General features: G+C 63.5%; 14 protein-coding genes, 2 tRNA genes and 1 pseudogene. 7 read left to right on the forward strand and 10 right to left on the reverse strand.

Going from position 1 to position 14,443, the window contains the following annotated elements; genetic code table 11:
- The 4 genes from jaqu_RS17225 to pgi form a co-directional block, all read left to right on the forward strand.
- Nucleotides 1-580: anhydro-N-acetylmuramic acid kinase (locus tag jaqu_RS17225; RefSeq protein WP_043920257.1), on the forward strand; the 580-nt coding region annotated here is incomplete at its 5' end.
- 58 nt (nucleotides 581-638) lie between these two features.
- Complete coding sequence (zwf, locus tag jaqu_RS17230; protein WP_043920258.1) at nucleotides 639-2,087, forward strand: glucose-6-phosphate dehydrogenase; 1,449 nt, start codon at nucleotides 639-641, stop codon at nucleotides 2,085-2,087.
- A 16-nt stretch (nucleotides 2,088-2,103) separates the two neighbouring features.
- Entirely contained in the window at nucleotides 2,104-2,775 is a 672-nt protein-coding gene (gene pgl / locus jaqu_RS17235) for a 6-phosphogluconolactonase (RefSeq protein WP_043920259.1), read from the forward strand.
- A 25-nt stretch (nucleotides 2,776-2,800) separates the two neighbouring features.
- Nucleotides 2,801-4,390, forward strand: coding sequence for a glucose-6-phosphate isomerase (gene pgi / locus jaqu_RS17240; protein WP_084629978.1), 1,590 nt, complete (start codon nucleotides 2,801-2,803; stop codon nucleotides 4,388-4,390).
- Nucleotides 4,391-5,449: 1,059 nt separating this feature from the next.
- Here pgi and jaqu_RS17245 read toward each other — a convergent pair.
- From jaqu_RS17245 to jaqu_RS17265, 5 genes are all read right to left on the reverse strand, one after another.
- A tRNA-Arg gene (locus tag jaqu_RS17245) sits at nucleotides 5,450-5,526 on the reverse strand.
- 264 nt (nucleotides 5,527-5,790) lie between these two features.
- Entirely contained in the window at nucleotides 5,791-6,981 is a 1,191-nt protein-coding gene (tyrS, locus tag jaqu_RS17250) for a tyrosine--tRNA ligase (protein WP_043920260.1), read from the reverse strand.
- A 125-nt stretch (nucleotides 6,982-7,106) separates the two neighbouring features.
- A complete protein-coding gene (locus jaqu_RS17255) occupies nucleotides 7,107-7,712 on the reverse strand; it encodes a CDP-alcohol phosphatidyltransferase family protein (RefSeq protein ID WP_043920261.1) in 606 nt (201 codons plus the stop codon).
- Nucleotides 7,713-7,742: 30 nt separating this feature from the next.
- Nucleotides 7,743-8,897: an organoarsenical effux MFS transporter ArsJ gene (gene arsJ / locus jaqu_RS17260; protein ID WP_236687888.1), complete on the reverse strand. Its 1,155-nt coding sequence runs from the start codon at nucleotides 8,895-8,897 to the stop codon at nucleotides 7,743-7,745.
- Between the two features lie 47 nt (nucleotides 8,898-8,944).
- Nucleotides 8,945-9,934, reverse strand: a complete 990-nt coding sequence (locus tag jaqu_RS17265; protein WP_043920263.1) for an ArsJ-associated glyceraldehyde-3-phosphate dehydrogenase — start codon at nucleotides 9,932-9,934, stop codon at nucleotides 8,945-8,947.
- Nucleotides 9,935-10,032: 98 nt separating this feature from the next.
- Here jaqu_RS17265 and jaqu_RS17270 point away from each other — a divergent pair.
- Together jaqu_RS17270 and jaqu_RS21445 are read left to right on the forward strand one after the other, a co-directional pair.
- Nucleotides 10,033-10,122, forward strand: a tRNA-Ser gene (locus tag jaqu_RS17270).
- 598 nt (nucleotides 10,123-10,720) lie between these two features.
- Entirely contained in the window at nucleotides 10,721-11,671 is a 951-nt protein-coding gene (locus jaqu_RS21445; RefSeq protein WP_161793889.1) for a hypothetical protein, read from the forward strand.
- A 51-nt stretch (nucleotides 11,672-11,722) separates the two neighbouring features.
- Here jaqu_RS21445 and jaqu_RS17275 read toward each other — a convergent pair whose 3' ends face one another.
- The 5 genes and pseudogenes from jaqu_RS17275 to jaqu_RS21450 form a co-directional block, all read right to left on the reverse strand.
- Nucleotides 11,723-12,103 carry a hypothetical protein gene (locus jaqu_RS17275; protein WP_043920264.1) on the reverse strand — a complete coding sequence of 127 codons (381 nt, stop codon included), beginning with the start codon at nucleotides 12,101-12,103 and terminating at the stop codon, nucleotides 11,723-11,725.
- On the reverse strand, nucleotides 12,103-12,924 hold the full coding sequence (locus tag jaqu_RS22320) for a recombinase family protein (protein ID WP_316243070.1): 822 nt from the start codon (nucleotides 12,922-12,924) through the stop codon (nucleotides 12,103-12,105). The genes jaqu_RS17275 and jaqu_RS22320 overlap by 1 nt, the downstream gene beginning before the upstream one ends.
- Before the next feature lie 15 nt (nucleotides 12,925-12,939).
- Nucleotides 12,940-13,320: pseudogene (locus jaqu_RS22325) on the reverse strand (recombinase family protein); the annotation flags it as partial.
- A 104-nt stretch (nucleotides 13,321-13,424) separates the two neighbouring features.
- Nucleotides 13,425-13,925, reverse strand: a complete 501-nt coding sequence (locus tag jaqu_RS17285; RefSeq protein WP_084629980.1) for a DUF2924 domain-containing protein — start codon at nucleotides 13,923-13,925, stop codon at nucleotides 13,425-13,427.
- The gene (locus tag jaqu_RS21450) at nucleotides 13,922-14,143 is read right to left on the reverse strand and encodes a hypothetical protein (protein WP_141134312.1); all 222 of its coding nucleotides are present in this window, start codon (nucleotides 14,141-14,143) and stop codon (nucleotides 13,922-13,924) included. Before jaqu_RS21450 ends, jaqu_RS17285 begins: the two co-directional genes overlap by 4 nt.
- A 1-nt stretch (nucleotide 14,144) precedes the next feature.
- Between jaqu_RS21450 and jaqu_RS22165 the strand changes: the two genes are divergently transcribed.
- Nucleotides 14,145-14,443: hypothetical protein (locus jaqu_RS22165; RefSeq protein ID WP_236687887.1), on the forward strand; the 299-nt coding region annotated here is incomplete at its 3' end.

Here is a 14,443-nt window from a genome sequence, read left to right on the forward strand (position 1 = left end):
CGGCCCCGCGAATGCGCCGATCAACGACCTCGCGCAGGACTGGATGGGCGAGCCCTTCGACCGCGACGGGTGGCTTGCGCGCGAAGGCGAGGCCTGCCCCGAACTGGTCGAGGCGGTGCTGCGCCACCCCTATTTCCTGCGGATTCCGCCCAAGTCGCTGGACCGGGACGCGTTCCGAGAGGCCGGCGCACGGATCGACACCCTACCGCCGTCGCATGCCGCGGCCACTTGGGTCGCGGTCATCGCGGCCAGCGTCGCACAGGGGATCGGCCATTGCCCGACACCGCCATCGCGCGTCCTGATAACCGGGGGCGGGCGCCACAATCCCGCGATCATGGCGGCTCTCGCCAAGGATCTGGCCTGCCCCGTGGAGCCGGTCGAGGCGGTCGGCCTCGACGGCGACATGCTGGAAGCCCAGGCGTTCGCTTTCATGGCGGTCCGCGTGGCCCGCGGCCTGCCGACCTCTTTCCCGACGACGACGGGCGTTGCGGCTTCGGTCGGCGGAGGGACCATCTCGGATCCGACCGGCACGCTCGCCGCGCGCGCGGGCGGCGCTGGACACCACGTCAGGCGGCGATAGAAGGCATCAGCGCCAACGGAGTCCGGGACGTCCCGGACCAGACCGGAAAGGATCTTCCATGGCCTCGCGCACGATCCCCGTCGACGCCTTCGACATCGTCCTCTTCGGCGCCACCGGGGACCTTGCCAAGCGCAAGATCATTCCGTCGCTCTACCGCCGGTTCCTGGCGGGCCAGATGCCGGCCGAGGCCCGCCTCATCGGCGCCGCGCGCTCGGATCTCACCGACGACAGTTTCCGCGATCTTGTCCGCGAAAGCCTCGAGGAATTCGTCTCTGCCAAGATCCGCGACGCCGACATGACGGCGCAATTCTGCGATCTCTGCAGCTACATCGCGATCGACGCCAAGGGCGATGGCGGCTGGGACGCGCTCAAATCCAGCGTGCGCGACGAGGTGACCAAGGCGTTCTACTTCTCGGTCGGGCCGAACCTCTTCGGACCGCTCTCGTCCCAGCTGCGCGAAAAGGGCATCGCCTGCGAGAACAGCCGGCTCGTGGTAGAAAAGCCCTTCGGCCACGACCTCGACAGTGCGCGCAAGCTGAACGCCGACCTCGCCGCCAGCTTCGACGAGGATCAGATCTACCGCATCGACCACTTCCTCGGCAAAGAGACGGTTCAGAACCTGATGGCGGTCCGTTTCGCCAATGTCCTGTTCGAGCCGCTCTGGAACGAGCGCTTCATCGATCACGTCCAGGTCACCGTGGCCGAGACGGTAGGCGTCGGCGGTCGCGGATCTTATTACGACGACTCGGGCGCCATGCGGGACATGGTGCAGAACCACCTGATGCAGCTCCTCTGCCTCATCGCGATGGAGCCGCCGGCCGCCTTCGATCCCGACCGGTTGCGCGACGAGAAGCTCAAGGTGATCCGGGCCCTCGACCCCGTGCCGCCCGCCGATGTGGTGCGTGGCCAATACAAGGCAGGCCCCGAGGGCCCGTCCTATACCGAAGACGCCGAGAACCCCGACAGCCTGACCGAGAGTTTCGTGGCTCTGAAGGTCGGGATCTCCAACTGGCGCTGGAAGCACACGCCCTTCTACCTGCGCACCGGCAAGCGGATGACCCGCCGCGTGTCCGAGATCGTGGTTCAATTCAAGGAGACGCCGCATTCCATCTTCGACCGCGAGGGAACGTCTGCGCCCAATGCGCTGGTGATCCGCCTCCAGCCCGACGAGGGGATCGAGCTTGCCGTCACCATCAAGGAGCCGGGGCCGGGCGGGATGCGCCTGACGACGGTTCCCCTCGACATGACCTTCGCCGACGCGCTCGGAGAGGACCACATACCGGACGCGTACGAACGTCTCATCATGGATGTGATGCGCGGCGACCAGACGCTCTTCATGCGAGGCGACGAGGTGGAGGCCGCCTGGGCCTGGACCGACCCGATCATCGACCGCTGGCAAGAGGCGGGCGACAAGCCGCACCCCTATGCGCAAGGGTCAAGCGGGCCGGAACAGGCGCTCATGCTGATGCACCGCGACGGCCGCCGTTGGCGCGACCTCGACGCGTGACCGGAAAGGGGGGGCGATGGACCTGATCGAGTATCCCGACCGCGAAATCCTCGCCATGGGCCTGGCCGACATGCTGGCCGGCGCGCTTCGCAAGTGCCTCACGGTGCATGAGCGGGCCAGCTTCTGCGTCCCCGGTGGCTCCTCCCCCGGAGAAGTCTTCGCCTCGCTCTCCGGCGCGGCGCTCGACTGGGACCGGGTGGACGTCCTTCTCAACGACGAACGCTGGGTCCCCGAGACGAGCGACCGCTCGAACACCGCGCTCCTGCGCCGGACGCTTCTGACGGACCGGGCCGCCGCGGCCAACCTCGTGCCGATGACGACCGATGCCGCCGCGCCCGAGGACGGCATTCCCGATCTGTTGCCGCGCTACGACGCGCTGTTCCCGATCTCGCTCCTGCTGCTCGGCATGGGCGAGGACGGGCATACGGCCAGCCTCTTTCCGGGCGGCGACAAGCTTTCCGCCGCCATGGCCGACGACGCGCCCGCCCTCATGGCGATGCGCGCCCCCGGTGCCGGTGAGGCCCGCGTGACGCTGACCCTTCCGGTCCTGCGCGATGCGATGGAGACTCATCTCCTGATCATGGGCGACGCCAAGCGCGAGGTGCTGGACCGTGCCCGCAATGCCGATCCGATGGACATGCCCATCGCCGCGCTTCTGCCCGAGGCGACCGTTCACTGGGCCCCCTGACACCAACCCCCGAGGGAGACGCGACATGAAGTTCTGGCAAGGCCTTGATCCCCTCCGCGCCCTCAGCGGGACCCCCATCGCCGACCTCCTGACCGATGCGCGGCTCGACCGCTTCACCGTCGACGCGGCGGGGATGCATCTGGACCTGTCGAAGACCTCGATCACCGATGGCGCGCTCGACCTGCTGATCGACCTGGCCTCGGACGTGCCCGGACGCCGCGACGCGATGTATGCCGGCGAGAAGATCAACGAGACCGAGGGCCGCGCCGTCCTCCACACCGCGCTGCGCGCCGCTCCCGATGCCGAGATCACGGTCGACGGTCAGAACGTCGTCCCCGGCGTGCAGGAAACGCTGACCCGGATGCGCGAATTCGCCCGCGCCATCCGCCACGGCGACTTTTCGGGGCAGGGGGGGGCCATCACCGACGTGGTGAATATCGGCATCGGAGGCTCGGATCTGGGCCCCGCGATGGCGGTGCGCGCGCTCGCTCCCTATCACGACGGGCCGCGCTGCCACTTCGTCTCGAACGTGGACGGCGCCGACTGGGCCGACACCGCGCGCGGGCTGAACCCGGCGACGACGCTGGTGATCGTCGCATCCAAGACCTTCACCACGATCGAGACGATGACCAACGCCCGCACAGCCTGGGACTGGATGGCCGCCGAGGTGGAAGACCCCGCCGCGCAATTCGCCGCCCTCTCCTCGGCGCAGGAAAAGACGGCCGATTGGGACATCCCCCCTTCCCGCGTCTTCGGGTTCGAGGATTGGGTCGGCGGCCGCTATTCCGTGTGGGGCCCGATCGGTCTGTCGCTGATGATCGCCATCGGCCCGGACGCCTTCGACGAATTCCTGTCCGGCGGCCGTGCCATGGACGACCATTTCCGCGAGGCTCCGCTGGGCGCGAACATGCCCGTCCTGCTGGCGCTGGCCGGGCTATGGCACCATCAGGTCTGTGGTTACCCGACCCGCGCCGTGCTGCCTTATGACGACCGCCTGGCGCGACTGCCCGCCTATCTTCAGCAGCTCGAGATGGAGAGCAACGGCAAGGGCGTCACCATGGAGGGCGACGACCTGCCGGGTCCCGCCGGCCCCGTCGTCTGGGGCGAGCCGGGCACCAACGGTCAGCATGCCTTCTATCAGCTCATCCACCAGGGCCGCACACCCGTGCCATGCGAGTTCATGGTGGCCGCCATGGGGCACGAGCGGGAGCTGGACCACCACCACCGCCTGCTCATCGCCAATTGCCTCGCCCAGTCCGAGGCGCTTCTGCGCGGGCGCACGCTGGACGAGGCCCGCGCCAAGCTCGCCGGCAAGTTCGAGGGCGCTGAACTCGACCGACAGGCCGCCCACCGCGTCTTTCAGGGCGACCGCCCGTCGACCACGCTGGTCTATCCCTGCCTCGATCCCGCGACCCTGGGTGCTATCGTCGCGCTCTACGAGCATCGGGTCTTCGTCGAGGGTGTCATGCTCGGGATCAACAGCTACGACCAGTGGGGCGTCGAGCTAGGCAAGGAACTCGCCACGTCCCTGGGTCCCCTCGTCGAGGGTGAGGACGCCTCCGCAAAGGATCCGTCCACCCGCAACCTTCTGACACTGTTGAGAGGCTGGCGGTAGGTGGGCGTTCATGGCGAGGCGGGGATACGGCTTGATCTGAATGCCCCTCACGCCGTGCGGTTGACGGACCTGTATTCCTGGTGATCCGCGTGCCGCCAGATTGCGCTCTTGCCAAGCTTCGAGCTTGGCTGCCGCGCGCAATGGGATGGCAGAAGCGTCTGACTTTGCCGTCCCTCGAATCCGCGGGGCCTGTTGAAGGGATTTCTTGTGGCGATTTCCGAGCCTGCGCAGCCTGCTCCACAAATCAGGTGATGGGCGAGTTTGCGCGTTGCCGGACCGCCTTCTTGCATTGAGTCCATAACGGGGCTGCCGGGGCCGCCTAAGCGGTTGAGGACGGCCCCTCCCGAGATCGTGCTCCGCATGATCCAGCCGGGCGATGGATGCGGATTTGGGATTCGACGGTCCGACGGTCGACGTCGCAGATCATGAGCTCTTGACCGCGCGGCTTTCAGCGGGTCACCCACCGCCCGACAGGGCATTGCGGCGGGCTACATTCCGAACGGAACGGGCGGATGCGGGCGGGGCTTCGTTGCGCCGCGATGTGGAATGTTCACGGTCAGATTTCTCTGGTGACGGCACAGTGTGCTGAAGTCGGGCCCATCCCTGTCAAGGCGCACCGGCCACAGCAGGCTCTCGACAAGCCAGGTCGTCTACAGCCGGGTCGTCCTGAAGAGCACCTTCATCGTCGGAGAGGTCGAATGGCGATATCGCCGTCGGTCTGCTGGCGGCCATGTCTGCCTGTCGACACAGCATACCTGCGCGCCCCGAGGTCCAACCGGATCGTCAGCGAGCACAACGCCCGCGCGCGTCGGTGCTGGTCGATCAACTCCCGATCCTGAAGGTTGGAGATGGGGGGCGGCTCATGCATCCGAGCTACCGCTTCGGACTCCCGAGCCGATTTCGACGCGGGGTTGCGCAATAGAGACTGCGGGGAAGAAAACGGTGTTTGGGTTTGCCCTTGCGGGGCCAACAACCGACGTCCCGAAAAGGAGTGTCCGAAGCCCAGACATGGACCTGCCGTTCAGGGCCCGAGCGGCGTGTCCAATGAAAAATGTGAAATGGCGCACCCGAGAGGATTCGAACCTCTGGCCTCTGCCTTCGGAGGGCAGCGCTCTATCCAGCTGAGCTACGGGTGCATACCGTTCGCGTGATGCTTACGCGAGATTTTCGGCCTTTTGAAGAGCGAACCCGATATCCGCTCAAGCCATTGTTTATTCGCTTCTTCTTTCACACCTTTGCCGATCACCGAACTTGATATCCGCCTTCGGAGGGCAGCGCTCTCGCCGGCTGAGCTGTGGGTGCTTCGGGGGATCGCGTAGCGCTTGTCGACGTTCATCGCAAGCCCAACCCCGCTCTCCATGTTCGAACCGGGCGCTGATCCTCGTCGCAGACGCGACCGATCACGTCAGCAGAAAGCGATCCCGCTTGCCGATCCAGAGCGTCCGCCCTGCCTTGATTTGCGGGACGGCCTGCGGATCGTCCATCTTCTCGCCGTCCAGGCGTACGCCTCCGCCGGCGATCAGCCGCTTCAGCGCGCCGCGGGACTGGGTTGGGGTCGCAGTGGCGCAAAGGTCCAGCAGCGTCGCGCCGGCAGGCACGTCGGAGAGGTGGAGCGGGGTATGATCCTCCGCTTCGGGGGCCTTCTGCTGCACCGTGCGCTCGAAATGCGCCTGCGCGTCGGCGCCGGCGCCGGCCCCATGGAAGCGATCCGTCACATTCGCGGCCAGCGCCTTCTTGATGGCCATCGGGTTTTCGCCCGCCTCCAGCCGCCGGAGCATGTCCCGGCGGGCATCGTCGCCGAAATCGCCTGTCAACTCGATGTAGTTCGGGAGCATCGCGTCCGAGATCGACATCAGTTTGCCGAACATGTCCTCGGGCGCGTCCGTCAGGCCGACATAGTTGGCCTTCGATTTCGACATTTTCTCGGAGCCGTCCGTTCCGACGAGCAGGGGCATGGTCAGGACGGCCTGCCCGGGCTTCCCGGCCGCTTCCTGCAAGTGACGGCCCATCAGGTTGTTGAAGAGCTGATCCGTCCCGCCAAGCTCGATATCGGCGTCGATCATGACCGAGTCGTATCCCTGCAGGATCGGGTAGAGCAACTCGTGCAGGTGGATCGGCAGGCCGTCCGAGAACCGCTTGCGGAAGTCGTCGCGGGTCATGATTTGTGCGACGGTGACCTGCGCCATCAGCTTCAGGATGTCGGCGGCCGACAACTTGCCGTGCCATTCAGAGTTGCGCCGCACCTCGATCCGGTCGGTGTCGACGACCTTGCCCAGTTGGGCGAGGTAGGTTTCCGCGTTCGCGTCGATCTCCTCCGCGCTCAGCGGAGGGCGCAGCTTGTTGCGCCCGGTCGGATCTCCGATGGATGCGGTGAAATCGCCGATGATGACGACGATGGTGTGGCCCGCCTCCTGAAAGTCGCGCAGCTTCTGGAGCACGACCGCATGGCCCAGATGCAGGTCCGGCGCAGTCGGGTCGAAGCCCAGTTTGACGCGCAACGGCCGCCCTTCTTTCTCTGCCAGCTCAAGCTTGTCCTTCAGGCCCTCCTCGGGCTCTGCGATGGCGACGTTCTTGAGCAGGGGGTAGAGCATTGGAGTCTCGGCGCGGCTAGGGTCCGCGACGGGTCGGAAATCGTCGCGGGAAAGTCAATGGGCGAGGGGATCGGGGTGCCGCCTGCCGCTTTTCCCGCGTCGTCTCTGGAAACAAGTGGGCCGATCTAGCGGAAAAGCTCGCGGGCGTTCAGGACACGTGCGACGGCGGTGAAGAGGCACAGCACCCCGAAGCCCCAGGCGAGCGTCGCGAACCAGCCCGGCAAGAGGCAGAGCAGCACGAAAAAGACGATCGTCTCCGTCCCTTCCAGCAGCCCGGCGGAGTAGTAGAGCGATTTCTTCCCCTGCGCCGCAGTTTCCATCCCGCGTTTTGCGGCCTGCGCGGCAAAACCCAGGAAAGAGGCGCCGTTTATGTAGAAGGTCCAGATCAGGAAGGCGGCCGCGACGGCGTTCGCCTCCGGGTCGAGGATGGCAAAGCCCAGCGGGACGGCACCGTAGAAGGCGAAGTCGCTGACGAGGTCCAGATAGCCTCCGAAATCGCTTGGCCGCGTGGCGCGGGCCACGGCGCCGTCCAGTCCGTCCATCAGGCGCGATAGCAGCAAGGGGACAAGCGCCCAGCCCGGCGCGCCCAAGGCCACCGACACCGCCGCGAGGAGCCCGAAGGCCAGCCCCGCCATCGTCACCGCGTCAGGCGTCACGCCCCTGCTGGCGAGCGCTCGGCCGATTGCGTTGAGCGGCGGGTCGATCAGCGGTCGGAGGCGAGCGTCGAACATGCCGGCACCGTGCCCACGTGCGGCGCGCGGTCAAGCCGGGGCGGTGTCCTCTCGCGGGATCGTGCGCAACGCGAACCAGGATGCCACAAGCATCGCGGTCGAGACCCAAAGCGCCGCAGGAAGGCCGCCCACCTGATAGACCAGCCCCGACAGGATCGTGCCCAATAGGCGACCACCCGCATTCGCCATGTAGTAGAAGCCGACATCCATGGTCACGCGACCGGCCCGGGAGAAGGCAAGGATCAGGTAGGAATGAAGCGACGAGTTGACCGCGAAAACCGCGCCAAAGGCGAGTAGGCCGGCCAAGACGATCCACGCCAGCTCGGGTCTCAGGGCAGCGGACAGGGCAAGGCAGGCAGTCAGACCGGCGAGAAATCCGCACCACAGCAGCGCGCTCCCGCTGGTGCCTTTGCGCACGAGGCGCGGCGTAGCTGCCTGCACGGCGCCGTATCCGATGATCCAGAGCGCCATGAACCCTCCGGTCGCGAAGAACGCGCTGTCCTCCCCGACGCGGGGCGCCATGAACGCGTATAGCCAGATCGGCAGGGCCACGACGAACCATACATCCCGCGCGCCGAACAGGAACAGACGCGCGGCGGCGAGACGGTTGATGCGCGGATTTCCCGAGAAGACCTCGGAGAACTTCGCCTTGCGTCCCGCACGCAGCCCCGCGGGCAGGAAGAGTGTGACGAGCGCCCAGATCGCGGTCAGCCCGACAGCCATCGCGATCAGCGCCGGGCCAAAGCCCAACGAGGCCAGAAGCGCAGCGCCGAGAAAGAACCCGGCACCCTTGATTGCGTTCTTCGACCCGGTCAGGGCGGCAACCCAGCGGAAAAGCCCGTCGTCGGGCGCCAGCAACTTGACCGCCGATTTGGACGACGTCTTGGCCAGATCCTTCGCGATACCGGATGCGCCCTGCACACCCATGACGAAGGCGACCGAGGCTGCGATGGACCAGTCGGGATCCAACGCCGTCAGGGCGAGCAGGGCCGCAATCTGAAGGCCCAGTCCTGCATGCAGGGTCGAGGCCAGCCCGAACCGTGCCGCAAGCCATCCGGCCGTCAGGTTCGTGACGATACCTGCGACTTCGTACAGCACGAACAGGCCGGCAAGCTGGATCGGCGTGAAACCCAACGTGTGGAAGTGAAGCAGAACCAGCATCCGCAAGGCGCCGTCGGTCAGCATGAAGGCCCAATAGGCCCCCGTCACCGCTGCGTATCCGCGCAAATCGGTCACGCGGCCATCATGCGTGCGATATCCGCCATTCGGACGGCGTATCCCATCTCGTTGTCGTACCACACATAGAGCTTCAGATGGGTGCCCCGGACGACCCGTGTCGACAAGGCATCCACCACGGCGGATCTCCGGTCGCCCCGATAGTCGGTCGAGACCAGCGGCCGGTCCTCGACTCCGAGAATGCCCGCCATCGGTCCTCCTGCGGCAGAGCGGAACGCTTCGTTCACCTCTTGGGCGGTCACCTGGCGTTCCAGCTCGAACGCGCAGTCCGTCAGCGAAGCATTCAATAGCGGCACCCGCACAGCGTGCCCGTCCAGCCGCCCTTCGAGATCGGGGAAGATCGCCATGATCGCGCGCGCCGAACCGGTCGTCGTCGGAACCAGATTGAGGAGAGCGGATCGGGCGCGTCGTGGATCCCTGTGCGGACGGTCCACGATCGTCTGCGTATTCGTGACGTCATGGATCGTCGTGAAGCTGCCATGGCTCAGGCCGAACGCGTCCCGCAGGACGGCGACGACAGGAGCCAGGCAATTCGTCGTGCAGGACGCGGCCGTGACGAGGCGATGATCGTCATAAAGGTCGTGGTTCACGCCATAGACGAGGTTCAGGGCGTCCCCATCCTTGACCGGCGCCGAGACGAGGACCTTCCGCACGCCCGCCTCCCAATAGGGGGCGATCCGCTCGGCGGTCTTGAAGTGTCCGGTGCAGTCGAGGACCATCTCGATCCCGTCCAGATCAAGCTCGCCGATGCTCCGGCACGACGTCAGAGGGAAGTGTCGGCCGTGGACGTGTATCCCGCCCCGCTCGGCACGCACCTCACGGTTCCATCGGCCATGGACGCTATCGAATTCCAGCAACAGAGCGTGCTGTTCTGGATCGCCGCTGGCGTCGTTGAGCGTAACGAGGTTCACGTTGCCAGGGTTCTCGATCAGGTCGCGCAGAACCAGCTTTCCGATCCGGCCCAAGCCATTCACCATTACACGCATGTCGTCGTCCCCATCGTCGCAAGCGCCGCCTAGGACAGCTGTACGACAGTTTCGTGACGCTTCCCCTCTGGCGCGGTGGCGGCTATGCGGGGCGTGTCGGGGGTTTGGCCGAGCGGTCGAAGGCACCGGTCTTGAAAACCGGCAGGCGTGAAAGCGTCTCGTGGGTTCGAATCCCACAGCCCCCGCCATTGTCCCCATTGCGAACCAGTGACACCGCCCTGACGGGCACGGATTTTTCCGTGTTATCAAAGGGGTTTGCGAGAACCGACCGAACTTCATAGACGCGACGCCACGCTGCAGCTGGGCTCAGAATGGCCCTCGGTCTCAGTTTGGGCGAACCTCGCCCGCTCCGGTTCGGTCCCGTTTTCTCGTTACCTTTCAATGCTCTGCCGCCGAACCCCGCCAAAACCCAAATCGGCGATCCGAAAGACAACGATGGCAACGTAGACGGAACAAGCGGTAGGCGCGTTGCTCGGGATGCCAGCGTAAATCGGCGGATTTCTTGGGTGGGTTCGCAACCCGCTTCCTCGTCAATTGCGTCGATTGCCTTGGCATCAAGCTGTTTGAAAAGCTAGGCTTAGCTACGGTGGCATTGATGAGCGGGCATCTTACATGGAATTTATGGTTGGCACGGTCGTGGCGATCTTGGGGATCGTCGTAGCGGTTTACCTTGCAGTTCGCTCCAAGCAGCTTTCACATCCAGATTTTGACTTAAGGATTGGAGAGCACTCGGTCCGCTCTCAAAAGCGAAAAACGAACCCGAAACACCTAATTTATCTTGTTTCCATGGGTGATGACTTCAACTTGGAATGGCTCCAAATTCGTTACGCAATCAGAAACACATCAAAAAAATCGCTGAATAATATTCATATTACGATTGATGTTCCGAGCGAATTTTGCATGGTTAAATCAAAGATCAATAGAATTCTGACTGAGGCTGGCGTCTCAGAGCTAGCAGAGGCACAATTTTTTAAATCTAGAAAGATATCTGGCTATCTTAGATTGAAACGAATTGAATGCACGATAGATACACTTGGTCCAAAGCAACAAGCTGATTTGGCTGAGGTATTGGATGCGTCAAATGCCCGTTTTCCATCTGAGATCCCCGTCCCAACCACACTAAACTCAATTTTCAAGTGCATGGCTCAGCATGATGAGATTAAGGCATTTTTACCGGTACATATGAGTGTTTCCGCACAGGACATTGAGCCGAAATCAGAGATTCTCTTTGTGGCAATGGTGGAGGGTAATTTTAATACCGTTAAGGCAATGCCGCGAAAGAAAAGGAGGAGCTATAACGAGGGAGAATATGAGGATGTTGGCATGGAGACGCCTGCGGAATCAATAAATCTTCAAAACTACATTGACTCTTTTTGGCTTGGAAGATGGCCCGCCGGGAGTTGGCGGGCAATCAGTCCAATTAGACTGCCATGGCGGCGGAGAAGAATGATGAAGGAAGAATCTTGCCATATCATACCTGTCGATAGTGACGCTCTAGATAGAGAGCGAGAACTGAACCACCCCCATTTCTCAGGGGGGATTTTGAACTATCCGATCAGCGCGCCAAACTTTGACTATCTGTCCTCAGAATATAACATTCAGTCTTTGGAAGAACTTATGGCGCATCTAGGATTCAGAAGACCTTTCAAAAATGAAGAGCTTATAAGACGGCTTGTATTCATCTGCTACACTGGGATTTTGCTCGCTGCAGCAATCTACTTTGGTCAATTATTCTAAGTTTACCGGAAGCGGTACTGCCATCTGCCTCGGCGCAAGAGTACCGGAACCTCAATCAAACACCCGCTCTGGCTGCTCCGCCCAAGGCAGTTCCGCGACGCCACAGAGGTCGAAGATCGACAGCATCGTGGGCTCGCACAGCAGGACCAGCCGCTCCAGCACCGATGGTGAAAGCCATGCCAGCCTGATCACGCGGCTGACATAGCGGTCGGAGATGCCTTCGTCTCTGGCGAGATCGGCGATGGTGGTGACGTCGCCGCGCTCGAGCCTGCGCCGCCAGTTCCAAGCGCGACCGATGGCGCGCAGGAGGCGGGCATCCTGGCCGCGTTCCATGGCGACCTCGACCTCCTTGGGCGGCAGGATGCGCGGGCGGCCGCCGCGATTGCGCAGGGTCAGCGGGATGTGGACGCGGAGGGTTTCCGGCTCTGCCATTACGTTACCTCCGGCTTGGCCGGGGCCATGAGTGCCGCAATCGCGCCCAAGCCCTCATGTCGGAGATCGACCGCCAGCCCGGAGTCGCTGGCGGTGACGCGCGCCACCAGAAGCCTGATCACGCGCGCCTGCTCGGCCGGGATCAGCGCCTTCCACATGTCGTCGAACTGGGTAAGCGACGCGCTGATCGCAGCTTCGCCAAGGTCTGGCCGATCCTTGCGCAGGGTCCGCGACACCCGCGCAGCGACCTCCGGTGTGCGCAGCAGGCGGCGGATTTCACCGACCACGGCATCCTCGACCATGCCACCGGGTAGCCGCTGCGGGCCTCGGATCTCGGCCTTGGGCCGTTTCTTGATCGCGTCCATCGAGACGTAATAGCGATAGCGCCGCGAGCCTTTCTTGGTGTGGTGCGGGGTCATTGCGACGCCGGTTTCGGTGAAGATCAGTCCGCGCAGCAGCGCCGGTGAGGGTTCCTTGGCAACGGCAACCCGTTTGACGCTGTTGTTCGCGATCACATCATGCACCTCGTCCCATAGTGGCTCGTCGATGATCGCGTCGTGCTCGCCCGGGTAGGCAGTGCCCTTGTGCACGGCGAGGCCGCGATAGACCTTGTTGTGCAGGGTCTTGAGGAGCGAAGTCTTGTCGTATGGCCTACCGGTCTTGGTCAGGATCGCGCGAGCGTCCAATTCGCGGATCACCTCCGCCGTTGAACTGGACCGGGCGTAGAGCGTGAAGATCGTCCGCACGGTTTTGGCCTCGGCCGGGTCCACGATCAGCTTGCGGTCCTTCACGTTGTAGCCCAGCGGCACCGGCCCGCCCATCCAGATGCCCTTCTTGCGCGACGCAGCAACCTTTTCGCGGATCCGCTCGCCGATGACCTCGCGCTCGAACTGGGCAAAGCTGAGCAGGATGTTCAGCGTCAGCCGCCCCATCGACGTCGTGGTGTTGAAGGACTGGGTGACGGACACGAAGGTGACGCCGTGCTTGTCGAAGATCTCGACCAGCTTGGAGAAATCCATCAACGCGCGGCTGAGGCGGTCGATCTTGTAGACCACGACGATGTCGATCAGCCCGTCCTCAATGTCCGCGATCAGATCCTTCAGAGCCGGGCGTTCCAGCGTGCCGCCGGAGAAGCCACCGTCATCGTATTTGTCGCGCAAGCAGACCCAACCCTCCGCCTTCTGGCTGGCGATATAGGCCTCGTAAGCCTCCCGCTGGGCATCGAGGCTGTTGAATTAGATGTCGAGCCCTTCCTCGCTCGACTTGCGGGTGTAGATCGCGCAGCGCAGGCGGCGGGGCGGTTGCGTCTGTGTTTGGCGCGTCATTTGCTGATCCTTGGGCGTGGTGTGAAGCCGAAGAACTTCCAGCCGTTCCAGTTCGCGCCGGTGATCGCCCGGGCTGCGCCAGAAAGCGATTTGAACCGACGCCCCTGCCACTCAAATCCCTTCGGCAAGACAGTGACGGTGTGCTCGACACCATTCCACTCGCGCACCAGCTTGGTGCCCGGCATCGGGCGGCGGGGGTCGGACACCATTTGACCGGGTTCGCCGGATGCCACCTCGGCCGCCAGCGCATCCAGCGTCCGCCGCGCGTCGCGGCCAATGCCGCCAAGGGCCAGTTCCTGGATACGGTAGCCAAGCCGCAGCTCGAGGTTCTGGCGGCTGGTGTTCGGCGCGGACGCGTTAAAGATCGCCGCCCATTTTTCGCGCAGCTCCGGCACGGTCATGGCCTTTAGCATGACCAGGTCCGCCAGCACGGCGTGGTCCTGCGCAGCGTCACGGCCTGTTCTCTTTCCTACTGATTTCGTTTTGGTTTTCGTCATTCGTCCTCTCCAAATCGGGTTCGCAACTGGTGACGACGACGGCGAACAAGGGTGAGGATGTCCAGCGAACTGTCTGCGTCGTTCTCAGAATTCTCGTTTATTTTTGGTGGGTTGGTGCGATCCACAGCCGTGGCGAGGATCCGGGCGAGTTCCGCCAGTCGCTCATCGGTGGTGAGCGTTTCAGGTGGAGGGGCGAAATTGACGTCGGTATCGGGCATGGTGAGCGAACCTCAGGAGCTGTTTTATCCTGTGGTGGCCGCGATGCGGAAGGGGTTTCAAGTTAAATCAATAGGTTGTCGCAAGGCGTCGCAGTGTTGCGTAGCCGATAGTGTTCAATACTATTCAGTTTCAAACTACAATCTGGGCGAGGTTCAGGTTCGCGATCGCCGCCTGAACTTCAGCGTAGAGTTCGGCTTCTACCTCTCCAGCATCCATTTCGATAACAAGTGCAAAACGCGCACTCTGAGATGCTCCCCGATCCTTGGACAGGATCTGGCGGGATTTAAGCTACTCTCCGG

The sequence above is a fragment of the Jannaschia aquimarina genome, assembly GCF_000877395.1.
Lineage (GTDB): Bacteria > Pseudomonadota > Alphaproteobacteria > Rhodobacterales > Rhodobacteraceae > Jannaschia > Jannaschia aquimarina.

Excerpts from the sequence above, each read along its gene's own strand:
- jaqu_RS17255 (WP_043920261.1), bottom strand. The coding sequence starts at position 7,712 with ATGTTCGACGCTCGCCTCCGACCGCTGATCGACCCGCCGCTCAACGCA.
- jaqu_RS17275 (WP_043920264.1), bottom strand. The coding sequence starts at position 12,103 with ATGGCAGAGCCGGAAACCCTCCGCGTCCACATCCCGCTGACCCTGCGC.
- arsJ (WP_236687888.1), bottom strand. The coding sequence starts at position 8,897 with ATGCTGACCGACGGCGCCTTGCGGATGCTGGTTCTGCTTCACTTCCAC.
- jaqu_RS17285 (WP_084629980.1), bottom strand. The coding sequence starts at position 13,925 with ATGACGAAAACCAAAACGAAATCAGTAGGAAAGAGAACAGGCCGTGAC.
- jaqu_RS21445 (WP_161793889.1), top strand. The coding sequence starts at position 10,721 with ATGGGTGATGACTTCAACTTGGAATGGCTCCAAATTCGTTACGCAATC.
- jaqu_RS17265 (WP_043920263.1), bottom strand. The coding sequence starts at position 9,934 with ATGCGTGTAATGGTGAATGGCTTGGGCCGGATCGGAAAGCTGGTTCTG.
- pgi (WP_084629978.1), top strand. The coding sequence starts at position 2,801 with ATGAAGTTCTGGCAAGGCCTTGATCCCCTCCGCGCCCTCAGCGGGACC.
- jaqu_RS21450 (WP_141134312.1), bottom strand. The coding sequence starts at position 14,143 with ATGCCCGATACCGACGTCAATTTCGCCCCTCCACCTGAAACGCTCACC.
- pgl (WP_043920259.1), top strand. The coding sequence starts at position 2,104 with ATGGACCTGATCGAGTATCCCGACCGCGAAATCCTCGCCATGGGCCTG.
- jaqu_RS22320 (WP_316243070.1), bottom strand. The coding sequence starts at position 12,924 with ATGGGCGGGCCGGTGCCGCTGGGCTACAACGTGAAGGACCGCAAGCTG.
- tyrS (WP_043920260.1), bottom strand. The coding sequence starts at position 6,981 with ATGCTCTACCCCCTGCTCAAGAACGTCGCCATCGCAGAGCCCGAGGAG.
- zwf (WP_043920258.1), top strand. The coding sequence starts at position 639 with ATGGCCTCGCGCACGATCCCCGTCGACGCCTTCGACATCGTCCTCTTC.